Origin of the sequence: Pyxidicoccus fallax (assembly GCF_012933655.1) — a bacterium.
Lineage (GTDB): Bacteria > Myxococcota > Myxococcia > Myxococcales > Myxococcaceae > Myxococcus > Myxococcus fallax.
Genome location: NZ_JABBJJ010000320.1, coordinates 1 through 14,711, shown reverse-complemented (window position 1 = coordinate 14,711; position 14,711 = coordinate 1). Strand labels below are relative to the sequence as shown.

Sequence of the window (14,711 nt, the reverse complement as noted above, 5' to 3'; positions counted from 1 at the left end):
ACACAGGCCCCCACCTCCGCCGGTGACGTGCGCGCGCGGGTGCTGGCCCTGCTGGAAGCCTCTCAGGGCGGGCTCCGGGAGGACGCCTGGCGCCGGCTGGGGCCACAGGCGGTTCCCGTCCTCACCTCGCTCGCCGTGGACTCTTCCCTGCCCATTGCCCGGCGCGCGCTGGCCATGACCTCGCTCTCCCTGGTGGACCCCGCTCAGGGCGCGCAGTCCATCCGCGAGGTGCTGGAGGACGCACGGGCCCCGGCGGATGTGCGCGCGAACGCGGCGACGGCGCTCGGACGGAGCCTGGGCCTGGAGGCCATCCCCACCCTCATCTCCCGGCTGGAGGACCGCGAGGACAGCGTGCGCGAGGCCGTCGCCGTGGCGCTCGGACGGCTGGGCGGGCAGCAGGCGCGTCAGGCGCTGGAGGACCGACTGCCCGTGGAGGAGCGGCCCCTCGTCCGCGAGGCGCTCCAGCGCGGGCTCACCCTCGTCGAGCCCTGAGGGGCCCGGCGAGACCGACTCCGGGCTCGCGTCGGCCCGGAGCTTCCGTTACATGGGGGCCATGCGGCCTACCGTCCTGCTCTTCGACATCGATGGCACTCTCGTCACCACCGGAGGCGCCGGGCGCCGCTCCATGGAACTCGCCTTCCAGCAGCTCCACGGACGCCCCGACGCGTGCGACTCGTTCAAGATGTCCGGGATGACGGACCGGGCCATCGTCCGCAAGGGCCTGCATGCCATCGGCGCGGAGGACTCGGAGGCGGCCATCGACGCGCTCATCGCCGCCTACGTCGCACACCTCACCCAGGAGGTGCACCGCGTGGATGAACAGAACTACCGCGTGTTCCCCGGCATGCGCGAGGCGGTGCGTGAGGCCCGCTCGCGCGCGGGCTTCGCGGTGGGACTGGGCACCGGCAACGTGCGCGAGGGCGCCCGCGTGAAGCTGGAGCGCGTCAGCATCTATGACCAGTTCGACTTCGGCGGCTTCGGCTGCGACAACGAGGACCGGGTGGAGCTCATCCGCTGCGGCGCGAAGGCGGGCGCGGCGCGGCTCGGCCTGCCCATGGAGGAGTGCCGCGTGGTCATCATCGGGGACACGCCCAAGGACGTGCATGCGGCCCGGGGCATCGGCGCCGAGTGCATCGGTGTGGGCACCGGCTCCTACACGCCCGAGGTCCTGATGGAGGCCGGCGCCACCGTGGCCTTCCCTGACTTCACGCACCGTGACGCGCTGGCGGTGCTGCTCGGCGGTCGATGAGGCCCCTGCCCGGCCGCTCGGAGCCGAGCGCCGGGTGTGCTATCTCCCGCCGCCCTTCCGAGGAGCCGCATGTCGTCGACGCTCGAGTCCTATGAGCTCATCCGCTTCGCCGAGGCCTTCGAGGCCCGGCTCGCCACCGCGGGGGAGATGCTCGCGGGCAGGCCCGGCCTGGAGCCCGAGAAGCGCTGGCTGGCCGACGCCCTGGAGCTGGTGCGCACCACGCGCGCGCCCTCCGCGGGCGTGCTGGACCGCGTGAAGGACCTGCCCGAGCTGGAGGAGGCCCGCGAGGAGTACGCCTTCCACCAGCAGGGCCTCTGGGTGGACGCCCTGGAGAAGCTGCACGCCGGCATCACCTTCACGGCGAGCAGCCGCGCGCCCGTCATCGAGGCGCTCTTCCCCCACGTCAAGTTCCCCCAGCTGCGCCGCGCTCCCCGCGACGCCGTCATCGAGTACGCCACGTCGTACGAGCGGCGCACGAAGAGCTCGTACGTGACGCGCATCTTCGCGCGTGACGACTTCGCCCTCGTGCGGCCGGTGATGGAGCAGGTGACCACGGCCTTCAACGCGTGGCGCTCCAGCCACGAGCCCGCGCCGCTCACGCCCGAGGTGGAGAACGTCCTGCGCGAGGAGCTGGTGGCCCTGGGCCGGAAGCTCGAGGCCGCCCTGCGCCAGGCACGCCTGCTGTCCGAGGCCGCGGTGGTGCCCGTGCCCAGCGTCTACGAGGCCGCGGGACTCGCGCTGAAGCCGAAGCGCCGCGCCGGCCGTGGGCTGCTCGCGTCCGCGGACGACGGGCTGGCCGGGTTCGGCGACGAGCCCGTGGACTCCATGGAGCCCACCGAGGCGGAGCTGGCCGAGGTCGCCGCGCTGGACGCGGGAGAAGAGGTCGCCCCCGCCGCGGCGCAGGCAGGCGCGCAGGTGGGTGCGCAGGAGCCGCCGGATGCGGTGCGGGCCGGCCCGGCCGAAGGTGGCACCGACGCCGAGAATGCGGGGAGCGTGGAGGGCGCCAACGCCCCGGACGCCGAGGTCAGCGGCCGCGAGGAGGGCGCGGCGGCCGAGGGAGCTCCCTCCGTGCCGGGTTCCCCGGAGTCGGCCCCGGCTCCGACCGTGGAGGGCGCGACCGCGTCCGCGGAGTCCAACGGCCCCGTCGTTGGTACGACTGACGCCGCGCCCGCGAGTGGAGGCGAGGCTTCGGCCCCCATCGCCGAGGGGAGCGAACCCCGCGCGGAGACCGCCAGCGCCACGAATCAGGCGGCCTCCGAACCCCAGGTCGAAGCGCGCGGCGCCCGGAAGGGCCGCAAGAAGGCGGAAGCCCCCTCCCCTCCTAACGAGGGAGAGCCCCCCTCTCCCACCGCGAGCGCCGAGGCCCAGTCGCCTCGCGTGCGGAAGAAGAAGGCGGCGTCCACTCCGGGCGCCTCCGGTCCTGATTCTCCCTGAGCCCCGAGCGGTCTCCGGACCGCGCCGTTAGAGGAACCCGGCCATGGCGGACGTCGCCCTTCCCATCGATCCCCTCCTGCCGGAGATCGTCTCCACCCTGCGCGGCGCGCGCTCGCTCGTGCTGGAGGCACCTCCCGGCGCCGGCAAGACGACGCGCGTGCCCCGCGCGCTCCTGGAAGCCGGGCTCGGGCAGGGCAAGGAGATCGTCGTCCTCCAGCCCCGCCGGCTCCCCACCCGGCTCGCCGCCCAGCGCGTCTCCGAGGAGATCGGCGAGCGCGTGGGCGACACCGTCGGCTACCAGGTCCGCTTCGAGGACGTGCGCAGCGCCAAGACGCGCCTGTCCTTCGTCACCGAGGGCGTGCTCGGCCGCCGCCTGCTCACCGACCCGAAGCTGAACGACGTGGGCATCGTCGTGCTCGACGAGTTCCACGAGCGGCACCTGTCCGCGGACATCTCGCTCGCCATGCTGCGCCGGCTCCAGGAGACCGCGCGCCCCGACCTCAAGGTCGTCGTCATGTCGGCGACGCTGGAGGCCGAGCCCATCCGCGCCTACCTCGGCGGCTGTCCCTCCCTGCGCTCGGAGGGGCGCCGCTTCGACGTCAGCGTGGAGTACCTGCCCACGCCCGACGAGCGGCACCTCGACCAGCAGGTGCTCTCCGGCATCAAGCGCGTGTTCGCCAACGGCGTGGACGGCGACGTGCTCGTCTTCCTCCCCGGCGCCGGGGAAATCCGCCGCACTCGCGACGCCTGCGCCGAGTTCGCCGAGCGCCACGGCGCCGACGTCCTCCCCCTCCACGGCGACCTGTCCCCCGCCGAGCAGGACCGCGCCGTCCGCCGCAGCTCGCGTCGTAAAATCATCCTCTCCACCAACGTGGCGGAGACGTCCGTCACCATCGACGGCGTGGCCGTGGTCATCGACACGGGCCTGGCGCGCGTGGCCAGCCACTCGCCCTGGTCCGGCCTGCCGCAGCTCAAGCTGTCCAAGGTCAGCCGCGCCTCCGCGATTCAACGCGCGGGCCGCGCCGGCCGTACCCGCGCCGGCCACTGCCTGCGCCTCTACACCCAGCACGACTTCGACGGCCGCCCCGAGCAGGAGGCCCCCGAAATCCGCCGCATGGACCTGGCGGAGACAGTGCTCGCCCTGCGCGCCTCCGGCGTCACGGACCTGGGCGGCTTCCCCTTCTTCGAGACGCCGCCCGCCGCGTCGCTCGAAGCGGCGGAGACGCTGCTGCGCCGGCTGGGCGCGGTGGACCCGCGGGGCCGCGTCACCGACGTGGGCCACCGGCTGCTGCGCTTCCCCGTGCACCCGCGACAGGCCCGCGTCATCGTCGAGGGCGAGCGCCGGGGCGTGGGCGCCGAGGCCGCCACGCTCGCGGCCCTCATGGGCGAGCGCGACATCCGCCGCGAGGCCCGCGTCAACATGTCGGACGGCGGTGGCCGCGCCGCCGCCGTCGTCAGCGGCCCGTCGGACCTGCTGGAATTGCTGGAGCGCTTCCGCGACGCCGAGCGCGCCAGCTTCGCCTCCGGACGCCTGCACTCGCTCTCACTGGAGGCGGGCGCGGTGCAGTCCGTGGACCGCGTGCAGAAGCAGCTGCGGCGCGCGGTGCGCAACCAGGGCCAGCGCCCCCAGCGTCCCGAGGACGTGGAGCAGGCGCTGATGCTCAGCGTGCTCGCCGGCTATCCGGACCGAGTGGCCCGCCGGCGCCGCCCCCGCGCGCCCGAGCTGCTGCTCTTCGGCGGCGGCACCGTGTCCCTCTCCGAGCTGAGCGTGGTCCAGGACGCCGACCTCATGGTGGCCGTGGACGCCGAGGAGCGCCCGGGCCGCGGCGCCATCGTCCGGCTGGCCAGCGCCGTGGAGCCCGAGTGGCTGCTGGACCTCTACCCCGACGCGCTGGAGGAGGTGGACACCCTCCAGTGGAACGCCGAGGCCCGCCGCGTGGAGCGCCTCACGCGCCTGTCCTACGGCAACCTCGTCCTCGAGGAGACGCGCACCCCCGCGCCCCCTTCCGAGGAGACGGCACGCGTGCTCGTGGAGGCCGCGCTCGCCGCCGGCCCCGGGAAGTTCGCGGACCCGGAGGCCCTGGAGCAGTGGCGCACCCGCGTGGCGCTGCTCGCCCAGGCCTTCCCGGAAGCGAAGTTCCCCACCGTGGACGACGCCTTCCTGCGCGATGCCCTCGCCTCCCTCTGCTCGGACGCGCGCAGCTTCAAGGATCTGGAGGGCGTGTCGCTGCTGGACGCGCTCTACGCGCGGCTCACCTCGGAGCAACAGCGCCTGTTGGCCTCCCACGCCCCGGAGCGGGTGACGCTGCCCGGCGGCCGTGGCGTCAAGGTGCACTACGAGCCGGGCAAGCCGCCCTGGGTCGAGTCGCGCCTGCAGGACTTCTTCGGCATGGCCCAGGGGCCCGTCGTCTGCGCGGGACGCGTCCCGCTGGTGCTGCACCTCCTGGCGCCCAACATGCGCGCGGTGCAGGTCACCACGGACCTGGCCGGTTTCTGGGAGCGGCACTACCCGGCCATCCGCAAGGAGCTGTGCCGCAAGTACCCCCGGCACTCGTGGCCGGAGGATCCGCGCCACGCGCAGCCGCCCGCGCCCAGGCCGCCACGCCGCTGACGGCGACTACAGCTTCTTGTGCATCTCCAGGTGGTCGATGCCGGCCTCCTGGAAGACCGCGCCCACCGGCTCGTAGCCGTGCTTCTTGTAGAACTCGAGCGCGTAGAGCTGCGCGTGCAGCATGATGCCGTTGACGCCACGGCGGCGCGCCTCGTCCTCCAGCGTGGTCAGCAGCAGGGAGCCCACGCGCGCCTTGCGGTGCGCCTGGAGCACCGCCATGCGGCCAATCTGGCCCCACCTGCCCTCGCGGCCCGCGGGAGGCTGCGGCAGCATCACCAGCCGGCCCGTGCCAATGGCGTGGCCGCCCTGGTTCGCGATGACGTGGTAGGCGTTGGCATCCTCCGCGTCGCGCTCGATGCCCTCGGGAACGTGCTGCTCCTCGATGAACACCACCTCGCGGATGGCGAGCGCCTGCATGAGCTCCGCCTCACCCTGAATCTGGGTGATGATGACGGGCGCGGAGGTATCCGTGGGAGTTGCCATGTCGGGGGCAAGCTACACAAAACCCCGCGAGGTCAACAGACGGAAAAAGCCTCCCGCCGTGTCAAGGTGCCGTCCCCATGCCAGCCCCACCGCAGGCGGCCGGCCATGTATCCCTGGCCGGCTTCTATTTCCTCTATTACGCAACGGTGGGAATCGTCCTGCCCTTCCTGCCCGCGTACCTCAAGTCGCTCTCGCTTTCCGCGACGCAGGTGGGGCTGCTGCTGTCCATCAGCCCCTGCCTGTCGTTGCTCGCGCCCCCACTGTGGGGCCACCTGGCAGACCGCACGGGCCGCGCCGCGCGGATGCTCACCGGGCTGGCGCTCGGGGCCACGCTGGCCTTCTCGCTGTTGCTGGTGGCGCGGAGCTTCCCCGCCCTGGTGGCCTCGATGGCGACGTACGCCGTGTTCGCCACGAGCTTCACGCCCCTCATCGACAGCCTCGCCATGCACCACGTGGCGCGCACCGGCGGCAGCTACGCGCACCTGCGGCTGTTCGGCTCGCTGGGCTTCATCGCATCCAGCGTGGTGTTCGGTCTGCTCGTGTCGCGCGTGGACGAGCGGCTGGTGCTGGCTCCGCTGGGACTGCTGGCGCTGCTCGTGCCGTGGACGCTCACGCTGCGAGACAGCGCCGCGCCGGGCCCGCGTCCCCACCCGCTGGCGGGACTGCGGCTGCTGCGCCATCCCGACTTCCGGTGGCTGCTCGCGGCCACGAGCCTGCACTGGCTGGCGTGCGCGCCGTACCACGGCTCGCTCTCCATCCACGTCATGGCGCTGGGGCTGTCTCCCGCCGTCGTGGGCCTGACGGCCGGCGCGGGCGTGGTGGCGGAGGTGGTGGTGATGGCGCTGTACCCGCGGCTCCTCGGGCGGTTCGCGCCGCGGCACGTGCTGGGCTTCGCCTTCGCCGCGAGCGCGCTGCGCTGGGGCGGCATGGCGCTGACGTCGTCCGCGGGCGTGCTGGTGACGCTCGCGCCGCTGCACGGGCTGACGTTCGGCGCGTTCTACGTGGCGAGCGTCGCCTTCCTCGCGCGGCGCGTTCCACCGGAGCTGCGCGCGTCCGGACAGGCGCTGTTCGCCGCCGTCACCTTCGGCCTGGGCGGGCTGCTGGGTTATGCCTCCTCCGGGGCCGCGTACGACTGGCTGGGCGGGCACCGGCTCTTCGCCGTGGCCGCCGCCCTGGAGCTGGTCGCCGCCGCGCTGGTGCTCCAGGCCGCTCCGCCGGAGGGTGGGCCTCGGCCGGTGGAGGCCTCGTGATAGGCTGGGGGCGTCATGCGTTCCGCCCCTCTGCTCGCACTCGCCCTGGGCCTGCTGGCCATGCCCGCGGTCGCCCAACCCGTCCAGCCGGAGTTCTTCTTCGGCAATGGCCAGCCGCCCGTCTTCCGCGAGGAGGACATGGACAAGCGCTTCCTCAAGACCCGCCTGTACCAGGCGCTGGGTCAGGGGACCAACGACCCGAACTGCGCGCAAGTCGTGGGCGCGATGTTCACGCTGCTCGGTGAGACAGCGCCGCTGTTCCACAAGCGGGACGAGAACTTCATGCTCGACCCGATGCTGGCGCAGGCGCTGAACACCCAGCTCGTCAGCCCGCGCTTCCCGGGCAACGCCTTCTTCGTCGCCATGGTGCGGCGGGTGCTCATCGACCAGAAGCTCTCCCCCGAGTGGCTGGCGACGGCCCAGGCCCTGGCGCCGCACTACCCCGTCATCGACATGGCGAAGCTGCGCTTCCTGTCCGAGGGCGTGAAGCCGCTGGACAGCTTCCTGCTCACCCTCCCCGTGCTGCGCGAGCGGTACAAGGAGGACGTGGAGCGCGCCACCTCCGTGGCCGCGTCCACCGCCGAGGCGCTCTTCCGCGACAACTACCTCGACCACGAGCTGGCCTTCGCCGGCGTGGAGGTCGTGGACGTGAAGCTGGAGAAGCCCAAGAAGAAGCGCCTCAAGAAGGGCGAGGAGCCGGAGCAGCCGTACATGCTGGCCCGCCTCGCCTGGGTGGAGCCGGAGCCGCCCTCGGAGGCCGCGTACGAGTTCCAGTTCGGCAAGCCGCGCAAGCGCCTCAAGGTGGACATCACCGCGAAGCTCGCGGAGTCGCAGTACGTGGACCTCAACAAGCTGCTGCGTGGCACCAAAGTGCTCGTGCGGGGCCGCTTCTGGGAGTACAAGAAGGGCCTCACCGCCATCGAGATGCGCGACGCGCTGCTGTTCCCGGAGCGCGACTGGACGCGGGTCGCCGGCCTCGTGGACCCCGCCGCGCTGGCCGCATGCCCGATGGCCATCAACGATTTGACGGGGCTCGCGCCCACCCAGCCCGGCGCCTTCGGCACGCGCCGCTGACGGGACGGGCATCCCGCTCCCGGACGCCCGTCCCGCCGCGCGTACGGCTCGCGGCCGTGACTCCCGGGGGCCCTCCAGGGCGCATCTCCTGGCACGTCCCCTGCTCTCCTCCCTCGCGCCACCCACGCGAGGGAGCCCATGAAGGTCGACGCGCCAGAGCCCCCATCCGAGTCCACGACGGCGAAGCAGGCCCCGGACGGAGCCCGCTTCAAGAAGGCCCTCCAGCAGGCGGATTCACGAAGGACGCCGCCCGGCGGTCCTCCTCTCTCCGCGCCTCCCACGACGGCCCGCCCCGGAGCCCCGGCCGTCCGCGCTCCGGCGCTCCCGGTGGCGCGAGCGGGCCCGGTCGTCGCCCAGGCACGAGCGGCCCTGGCCAGTCCGGAGAACCTCGGCCGGACGCGCCAGGCGATGCACGCGGAGGTCCAGCGCCTGGGCACCGTCCGCGGAGAGGCCGGCACCCAGGTCCAGGCGCGCACCGAACAGCGCGTCACGGACCTCATCGCCCGCGAGCTGGCGCGCGACCTGAAAGCGTCCCCACCTCCCACGCAGGAAGCGCGGCCGCCGCCCGGGATGCCGAATCAAGAGCCAGGGCGCCAGGGCGCGGAAGCGCAGGCCCCCGAGTCTCGCGTCGCGGCCCCGGCGGCGGCGGGCGGCGCAGGTGCGGGGGCCTCCGGTGTCGAGGCGACGGCTCCGGCCTCGCGCGCCGAGGCGGCCCTGGAGCTCATCGAGCGCATCGAGGTCTTCGTGAAGTCGCAGCGGCCGGCGCTGAGCCTCAACCTGCGAGGCGGCCTGGACGCCACGGTGGAGGTGGAGCGGACGGGCCCGCGCGAGGTGGCACTGCGCATCCAGGGTCGCCACGGGCCGCTTCCCGCCGAGGACGTGGCGCGGCTGCGAGAGGGACTGGAGGCGCGGGGGCTGCGGCTGCGCTCGCTGCGCGTGGAGTGAGGGGGGCCCGCAACGGACGAAGGCCCTCGCGCCGTGGGGCGGGAGGGCCTTCTGGGGACACGCGCGAGGTCCGCGGGCTACTTGCCGGGCTTCGCCTCGAGCATCCCGCGCTTGTCCTGCTTGTCCTTGAACTCCTCCGCCTCGGGCAGAGGGGCCTTCTTCTCGGCGATGTTCGGCCACTTCGCGGAGAAGTCGGCGTTCAGCGGCTTGTACTCCTTCCACTTCTCGGGGAGCTCCGTCTCCGGGAAGATGGCCTTGGTGGGGCACACGGGCTCGCAAGCGCCGCAGTCGATGCACTCATCCGGGTGGATGACCAGGAAGTTGGCACCTTCATAGAAGCAGTTGACCGGGCACACCTCGACACAGTCGGTGTACTTGCACTTGATGCAAGGCTCGGCGACGACGTAGGCCATGAAAAGTCTCCTGTAGGGAAATCTAGCGCGTCCGTGGGCGCGCACAGTAGTGGTTCGGGCTGACGATGGCACCCTGAATCTGAGGCCTCGTCAGCCCGCCAGCCCTGTCAGCCCAGCAGGCCCTGCGCCCGAAGCTGCTCCGCCACGAGGATGGCCCCGCGCGCGGCGCCCATCTTGGTGTTGTGGGAGACGAGCACGTACTTGAAGCCGTTCTCCAGCACGCCGTCCTCCCGGACGCGGCCCACCGTCGTCGCCATGCCGCCGTGGGTGTCGCGGTCCAGGCGGGGCTGTGGGCGGAACGGATCATCCAGGACCTCAATCCAGTTGGGCGGAGCGGACGGCAGGCCGCGCGCCACCTCGGCGCCCCGCCACTCGCGCATCGTCTGGATGACCTGCTCCACGGTGGCCTTCGCTCCCAGCGAGACGAAGACGGACTCCGTGTGGCCCTCCATCACCGCCACGCGGGTGCAGGTGCAGGACACGCGGATGTCGTGGGGGATGAACCCGTCCCCGCCGGGACGCAGCGAGCCGAGGATCTTCTTCGTCTCCACCTCGACCTTGTGCTCCTCCTTGGGGATGTGGGGGATGACGTTGTCGAGGATGTCCAGGCCGATGACGCCCGGCGAGCGGCCGGCGCCCGACATGGCCTGGAGGCTGGTCATCAGCACCGCCTTCACGCCGAAGCGCTCGGCCAGCGGCGCCAGGGTGATGGCGAGGCCAGTGGTGGTGCAGTTGGGGATGGGAACGATGTAGCCCTTCCAGCCGCGCCGCTTCTGCTGCTCGCGCACGAGCGGGGCATGCGAGGCGTTGACGGGCGGGATGAGCAGCGGGACGTCTTCCTCGTAGCGGAAGGCGCTGGCGGCGGAGAAGACGGGGATGTCCTTCGCCAGCCGGGGCTCCAGCTCGCGCGCCACGTCCGCCTCGACGGCGGAGAAGACCAGGTCGAAGTCCTTCGCCTGGAGCGCGTCACCGGCCACCACCTTCATGCGGGCCACCTCGGCCGGCAGCGGCTCGGGGACGAACCACGCCGTCATGCCATTGGCCGTTTTCAGCGCCTCTCCGTAGGCTTTGCCCGCCGAGCGAGGAGACGCGGCGAGGCCGGTCAGCTCGATGTACGGGTGGTCCTTCAGGGCGGCGATGAACTGCTGTCCGGCGAGTCCGGTGGCACCGATGAGTGCCGCGCGAAGCCTGGCCATGGGCATTGTCTCCAGTGGAGGGTGAAGTCGCCCGCTCCATACACCCTTTGTCGACGCACCGCATCCACCGCGCTTCAGCGGTGTGCGGCGACCTGCGGCTGGGGAACACGGGCGTGACGCTCCGTGGGGTAACCGCCAGTGACCCACGCCGGCAGGCCCCCCTCGAGGCAGACCGCCTCGCGGCCACGCATCCGCAGCAGGCGGCAGACCCGGCGCATGTCCCTGCCGTCCGGTGAGCAGCCGCAGAGGACGATGAGCTCGTCGTCCGGCAGCATGTGGAGATCACGCGCGATCTCCACGGGAGTCATCCTCAGCGAACCGGGGATGTGCAGGTCATACCGTTCCCAATCCGACGGGTCACGACAGTCGAGGACGAGCACTTCGTCGTCACCCAGACGCATGTACAGCTCGGCACAGACGATGGTGGGCTCCACGGGGACCTCCGCGGGGTCTTTTGCGGGAACCCGGAGCACGGAGGGCCTGTTCCTCCGCGCTCCCACGGCTGCCCTGTCCCGCCGTCCTACGGGGATGCCGCACCGCGCCGCCCACCCTGGGCGCCCGGGGCCTACAGCCCGAGCTGCTTGGCGATGATTTCGTTCATCACCTCGCTGGTGCCGCCACCGATGGGGCCCAGGCGCGCGTCGCGCCAGTGACGCTGGATGTCGTACTCCATCATGTAGCCGGCGCCGCCGTGGAGCTGGAGGCACTCGTCCGCGACGCGGCAGGCCATCTCGGTGGCCACCTTCTTGGCCATGGACGTCTGGGCCACGGCCCACTCACCGGCCACGTGCAGGCGCAGGGCGTGGTAGGTGAGCTGACGCGCGCACTCGCGGGCCGTGAAGAGGTCCGCCAGCTTGTGCCGCACCACCTGGAACTGGTTGAGGGACTGGCCGAAGGCGCGGCGCGACTTCACGTGCTCGAGCACCTTCTCCAGCATGTCGTCCGCGGCGCCCAGCGCGCCCAGGGCCAGCGACAGGCGCTCCCACTGGAAGTTGCCCATGATTTGGGAAAAGCCCTGCCCTTCCACCCCCAGCAGGTTCTCCGCGGGCACGCGGCAGTCCTCGAAGAACAGCTCCGCCGTGTCCGAGGCGCGCCAGCCCACCTTCTTCAGCTTGCGCCCCACGGAGAAGCCCGGCGTGCCCTTCTCCACCACCAGCATGGACAGGCCCTTGTGGCCGGCGGACGGGTTCGTCTTCACCGCCAGGACGATGAAGTCCGCGCGCACGCCGTTGGTGATGTACGTCTTGGAGCCGTTGATGACGTAGGAGTCCCCGTCGCGCCGGGCGGTGGTGCGCAGGCCGGCCACGTCCGAGCCGGCGTCGGGCTCGCTGATGCCCAGGGCGCCAATCATCTCCCCGCGGATGGCGGGGGTGAGCCAGCGGCGCTTCTGCGCGTCCGTGCCGAACAGGTGGAGGGGCCCGGTGGAGATGGTGAACTGCGCCGCCAGCCCGGCGGACACGCCCCCCGAGCCACACCGGCCCAGCTCCTCCAGGAGCACTGCCTCGTAGAGTTCCCCGGCCGCCGAGCCCCCGTACTCCACCGGGTACTTCAACCCGAGGAAGCCCAGCTCGCCAAAGCGGGTGAAGAGTTCCCGGGGGAACTCCTCCCGCTCCTCCCACTCGGCCGCGTGGGGGAGCAGCTCCTTGTCCACCACCGCCCGCACCGTGCGGCGGAATGCGTCATGCTCCTCCAGGTACAGCCCGTGGCCGTGCAGCATCTCGGGACACCTTTCCTGTTGTGGGCGCGCATGCGCACCCGGGGTGGAACACTTCCGTGACGCGCATGGTAGCGGGACGCAATGCGTCCAGGCTGCTGTTGCATCCTTGACCGGGCGGTGGCCGGCTGCGTATAAAGCCGACCCCATCCTCTCGGCGCCATAGCCAAGTGGTAAGGCAAAGGTCTGCAAAACCTTCATTCCCCGGTTCGAATCCGGGTGGCGCCTCAAAGACAAAAGGCCCGATGCGGAAGCAGCTTCCGCATCGGGCCTTGTCATTTCCGGGGCCGGGGCCGGGCTAGCAGCCCAGCTCCACCGCGCCGATGTCCGGGCTGGCGCCGCAGAACGGCAGGCCCACGTCGGAGCCATGGTCCACGGCGGAGCCTCCGGGGGCGAAGGCGTCCCCCAGGTCCGGCGAGCCGGTGCTGGAGGTGGTGTCGCCGGCGGCGGACTTGAACTGCTCCAGGCCCACGAGCGCGCCCTTCGCCTTGAACTGCGCGCCGGCCGGGAAGAGGTTGGAGCCCATCTGCATGCCGGGGGCCTGGCCGCCCAGGCTCACCGCCAGGGGCGTGGCGTCCACGATGTTGTTGCGCACCACCGGGGCATTGGTGGCGCCGCCGGTGCCGTGGCCGATGATGAGCGCGGTGGAGACGCGGGTGATGGTGTTGTTGACCACCACGGTGCCCTCGGAGTTCTCCAGGCGGATGCCGGTGCCCTCGCCGCCGCCCACGTCGGTGATGTCGTGCACGCGGTTGCGCCGGATGACGATGCCGGTGGGCATGGGGCCCTCGCGGTTGCCGCCCACGGAGATGCCCTTGGCGGAGTCGTAGATTTCGTTGTCCTCCACCGTCACGTCGCGCGCGGAGTAGTGCACCACCACCACGTCGCCCTTGGCCGTGCTGGACGGGCGGAACTGGTGCATGCGGTTGTTGCGGATGACGACGCGGTGGCACGTCTTGATGTCCACGGCGTTCTCCCGGTTGGCGTAGAAGTGGTTGTTCTCCACCACCAGCCCGTCCGCGGGGGGCAGCTTGCTGAAGCCCTCGGGCCCCAGGCACTGCACGGAGTCACCCGAGTTGTCGTGGATGTCGTTGTTGCGCACGGTGATGTCGCGCGACGTGGGCTGCACCACGATGCCGTGCGAGTCCTTGTTGCCCGTGTTCTTCACGAAGTCGTGGATGTGGTTGTTCTCGATGATGGCGCCCGTGGCGTTGCCGTAGGTCGTCACGCCCGCGCCGGCGCCGCCGTTGTGCAACTCCGAGTTGGCCAGCACGGAGCCCGTCACGTCCCCCTCGAAGGAGACGGCGAAGAAGGACTGGCGCTGCACGTCGATTTCGAAGCCGTCGACGACCCAGTTCGGGCGGCGCACCTGCACGAGCGCGCCACCGCCGTTGCCGGGGATGATGCGCGGGCGGCCCTCGCCCTGGATGGTGATTTTCGCCTCGGGCGTGCCCGCCTTGGCGTTGGTGCCGATGACGATGCGCTCCGGGTAGGTGCCGGCCAGCACGCGGATGACCTCGCCGGGGTTGGCCTGGCTGATGGCCTTGGCGATGGTGCGGAAGGGCCGCTCGGCGCTGCCGTCGCCGGAGTCATTTCCAGTGGAGGCGCTGACCACCCACTCGCGGGCGAACATGAAGCTGGCCGCGGGCGCCATGGCCGTGGCGGTGGGGCCCGGCTGGGGAGACGGCTCGGCGATGTTCAGGTGGTCCGCGTGCGCGGGCAGGGCCTCCACCGGCGTGTCCGGCACGGGCTGCACCCCGAGGGCCGGCTTGAAGGCCGGGGCGCCGGGAGCAGGCGCCGCGGGGGCCGCGGCAGCGTCAGGGCTGGGGACCTGGGCGGGCGCGGAAGTCGCGCCGAGCATGAGCAGGGTCGCGGCCAGGGCGGCCGTCGGGGTCTTCAGCTTCAAGCAGTTGCCTCGTCGAATTTTCATGAGCACGGGCAACGCGGGAGCCCCGGCGCTCTATTCACCCCCTGTCGCGGTGGCCCTGCTGGCACAGCAGGCGTGCGGGCCGTGACACCGCGCGTGGCCGGGATGCCCTCCTGGCGCGGTGCTCCGGTGGCCGCCCGGCAGGCGGGCGAGCCAGGGCCGCACGGCGCGGACGGCGACGCCTCGACGCGGTGCTCCGACAGTCCGGGAGGCGGCCGGCGAGGATGGAGCTGGAGCGGTTCCGGCGGCGCGCGTGCCGGGGCCATCTGTCGGGCTGTTCAGGCGGCAGGCGTGCGGACCGTGACACCCCCCTGACTGGGGGGTACGGTGGCGCGCCTGTGAGATTCGCCGTCCCGCTGCTCCTCTCCGCCCTCCTGCTCTCCGCGTGCGCGGCCCCCGCGCCCGTGCCCGGACG

At 72.1% G+C, this 14,711-nt stretch carries 13 protein-coding genes and 1 tRNA gene; 8 read left to right on the top strand and 6 right to left on the bottom strand.

Annotated elements, in window-relative coordinates; genetic code table 11:
* The 4 genes from HG543_RS42230 to hrpB form a co-directional block, all read left to right on the top strand.
* On the top strand, positions 1–492 hold a 492-nt coding region (locus HG543_RS42230), incomplete at its 5' end, for a HEAT repeat domain-containing protein (RefSeq protein WP_169350609.1).
* A 52-nt stretch (positions 493–544) separates the two neighbouring features.
* Positions 545–1,249, top strand: a complete 705-nt coding sequence (locus HG543_RS42225) for an HAD family hydrolase (protein WP_169350608.1) — start codon at positions 545–547, stop codon at positions 1,247–1,249.
* A 69-nt stretch (positions 1,250–1,318) separates the two neighbouring features.
* The gene (locus HG543_RS42220; protein ID WP_211194533.1) at positions 1,319–2,683 is read left to right on the top strand and encodes a hypothetical protein; all 1,365 of its coding nucleotides are present in this window, start codon (positions 1,319–1,321) and stop codon (positions 2,681–2,683) included.
* Between the two features lie 43 nt (positions 2,684–2,726).
* Positions 2,727–5,294 carry an ATP-dependent helicase HrpB gene (gene hrpB, locus HG543_RS42215; RefSeq protein ID WP_169350606.1) on the top strand — a complete coding sequence of 856 codons (2,568 nt, stop codon included), beginning with the start codon at positions 2,727–2,729 and terminating at the stop codon, positions 5,292–5,294.
* A 6-nt stretch (positions 5,295–5,300) separates the two neighbouring features.
* Here the strand turns inward: hrpB and HG543_RS42210 are convergent, their stop codons facing one another.
* Positions 5,301–5,777 carry a GNAT family N-acetyltransferase gene (locus HG543_RS42210; protein WP_169350605.1) on the bottom strand — a complete coding sequence of 159 codons (477 nt, stop codon included), beginning with the start codon at positions 5,775–5,777 and terminating at the stop codon, positions 5,301–5,303.
* Between the two features lie 77 nt (positions 5,778–5,854).
* On the opposite strand from HG543_RS42210, the gene HG543_RS42205 reads away from it, so the two are divergent.
* The 3 genes from HG543_RS42205 (at position 5,855) to HG543_RS42195 (ending at position 9,046) form a co-directional block, all read left to right on the top strand.
* Entirely contained in the window at positions 5,855–7,027 is a 1,173-nt protein-coding gene (locus tag HG543_RS42205; protein WP_169350604.1) for an MFS transporter, read from the top strand.
* Positions 7,028–7,042: 15 nt separating this feature from the next.
* Complete coding sequence (locus tag HG543_RS42200; protein ID WP_169350603.1) at positions 7,043–8,101, top strand: hypothetical protein; 1,059 nt, start codon at positions 7,043–7,045, stop codon at positions 8,099–8,101.
* Positions 8,102–8,239: 138 nt separating this feature from the next.
* Positions 8,240–9,046, top strand: coding sequence for a hypothetical protein (locus HG543_RS42195; RefSeq protein ID WP_169350602.1), 807 nt, complete (start codon positions 8,240–8,242; stop codon positions 9,044–9,046).
* A gap of 77 nt (positions 9,047–9,123) precedes the next feature.
* On the opposite strand, the gene fdxA is transcribed toward HG543_RS42195, so the two are convergent.
* From fdxA to HG543_RS42175, 4 genes are all read right to left on the bottom strand, one after another.
* The gene (gene fdxA, locus HG543_RS42190; RefSeq protein ID WP_169350601.1) at positions 9,124–9,459 is read right to left on the bottom strand and encodes a ferredoxin FdxA; all 336 of its coding nucleotides are present in this window, start codon (positions 9,457–9,459) and stop codon (positions 9,124–9,126) included.
* A 107-nt stretch (positions 9,460–9,566) separates the two neighbouring features.
* Complete coding sequence (gene asd, locus HG543_RS42185; protein WP_169350600.1) at positions 9,567–10,655, bottom strand: aspartate-semialdehyde dehydrogenase; 1,089 nt, start codon at positions 10,653–10,655, stop codon at positions 9,567–9,569.
* Between the two features lie 74 nt (positions 10,656–10,729).
* Entirely contained in the window at positions 10,730–11,089 is a 360-nt protein-coding gene (locus HG543_RS42180; protein ID WP_171818737.1) for a rhodanese-like domain-containing protein, read from the bottom strand.
* A gap of 131 nt (positions 11,090–11,220) precedes the next feature.
* Positions 11,221–12,372: an acyl-CoA dehydrogenase family protein gene (locus HG543_RS42175; RefSeq protein ID WP_169350599.1), complete on the bottom strand. Its 1,152-nt coding sequence runs from the start codon at positions 12,370–12,372 to the stop codon at positions 11,221–11,223.
* Between the two features lie 153 nt (positions 12,373–12,525).
* Here HG543_RS42175 and HG543_RS42170 point away from each other — a divergent pair.
* A tRNA-Cys gene (locus tag HG543_RS42170) sits at positions 12,526–12,597 on the top strand.
* Positions 12,598–12,667: 70 nt separating this feature from the next.
* On the opposite strand, the gene HG543_RS42165 is transcribed toward HG543_RS42170, so the two are convergent.
* Positions 12,668–14,299 carry a right-handed parallel beta-helix repeat-containing protein gene (locus tag HG543_RS42165; RefSeq protein WP_169350598.1) on the bottom strand — a complete coding sequence of 544 codons (1,632 nt, stop codon included), beginning with the start codon at positions 14,297–14,299 and terminating at the stop codon, positions 12,668–12,670.
* Positions 14,300–14,711 lie beyond the last annotated feature (412 nt).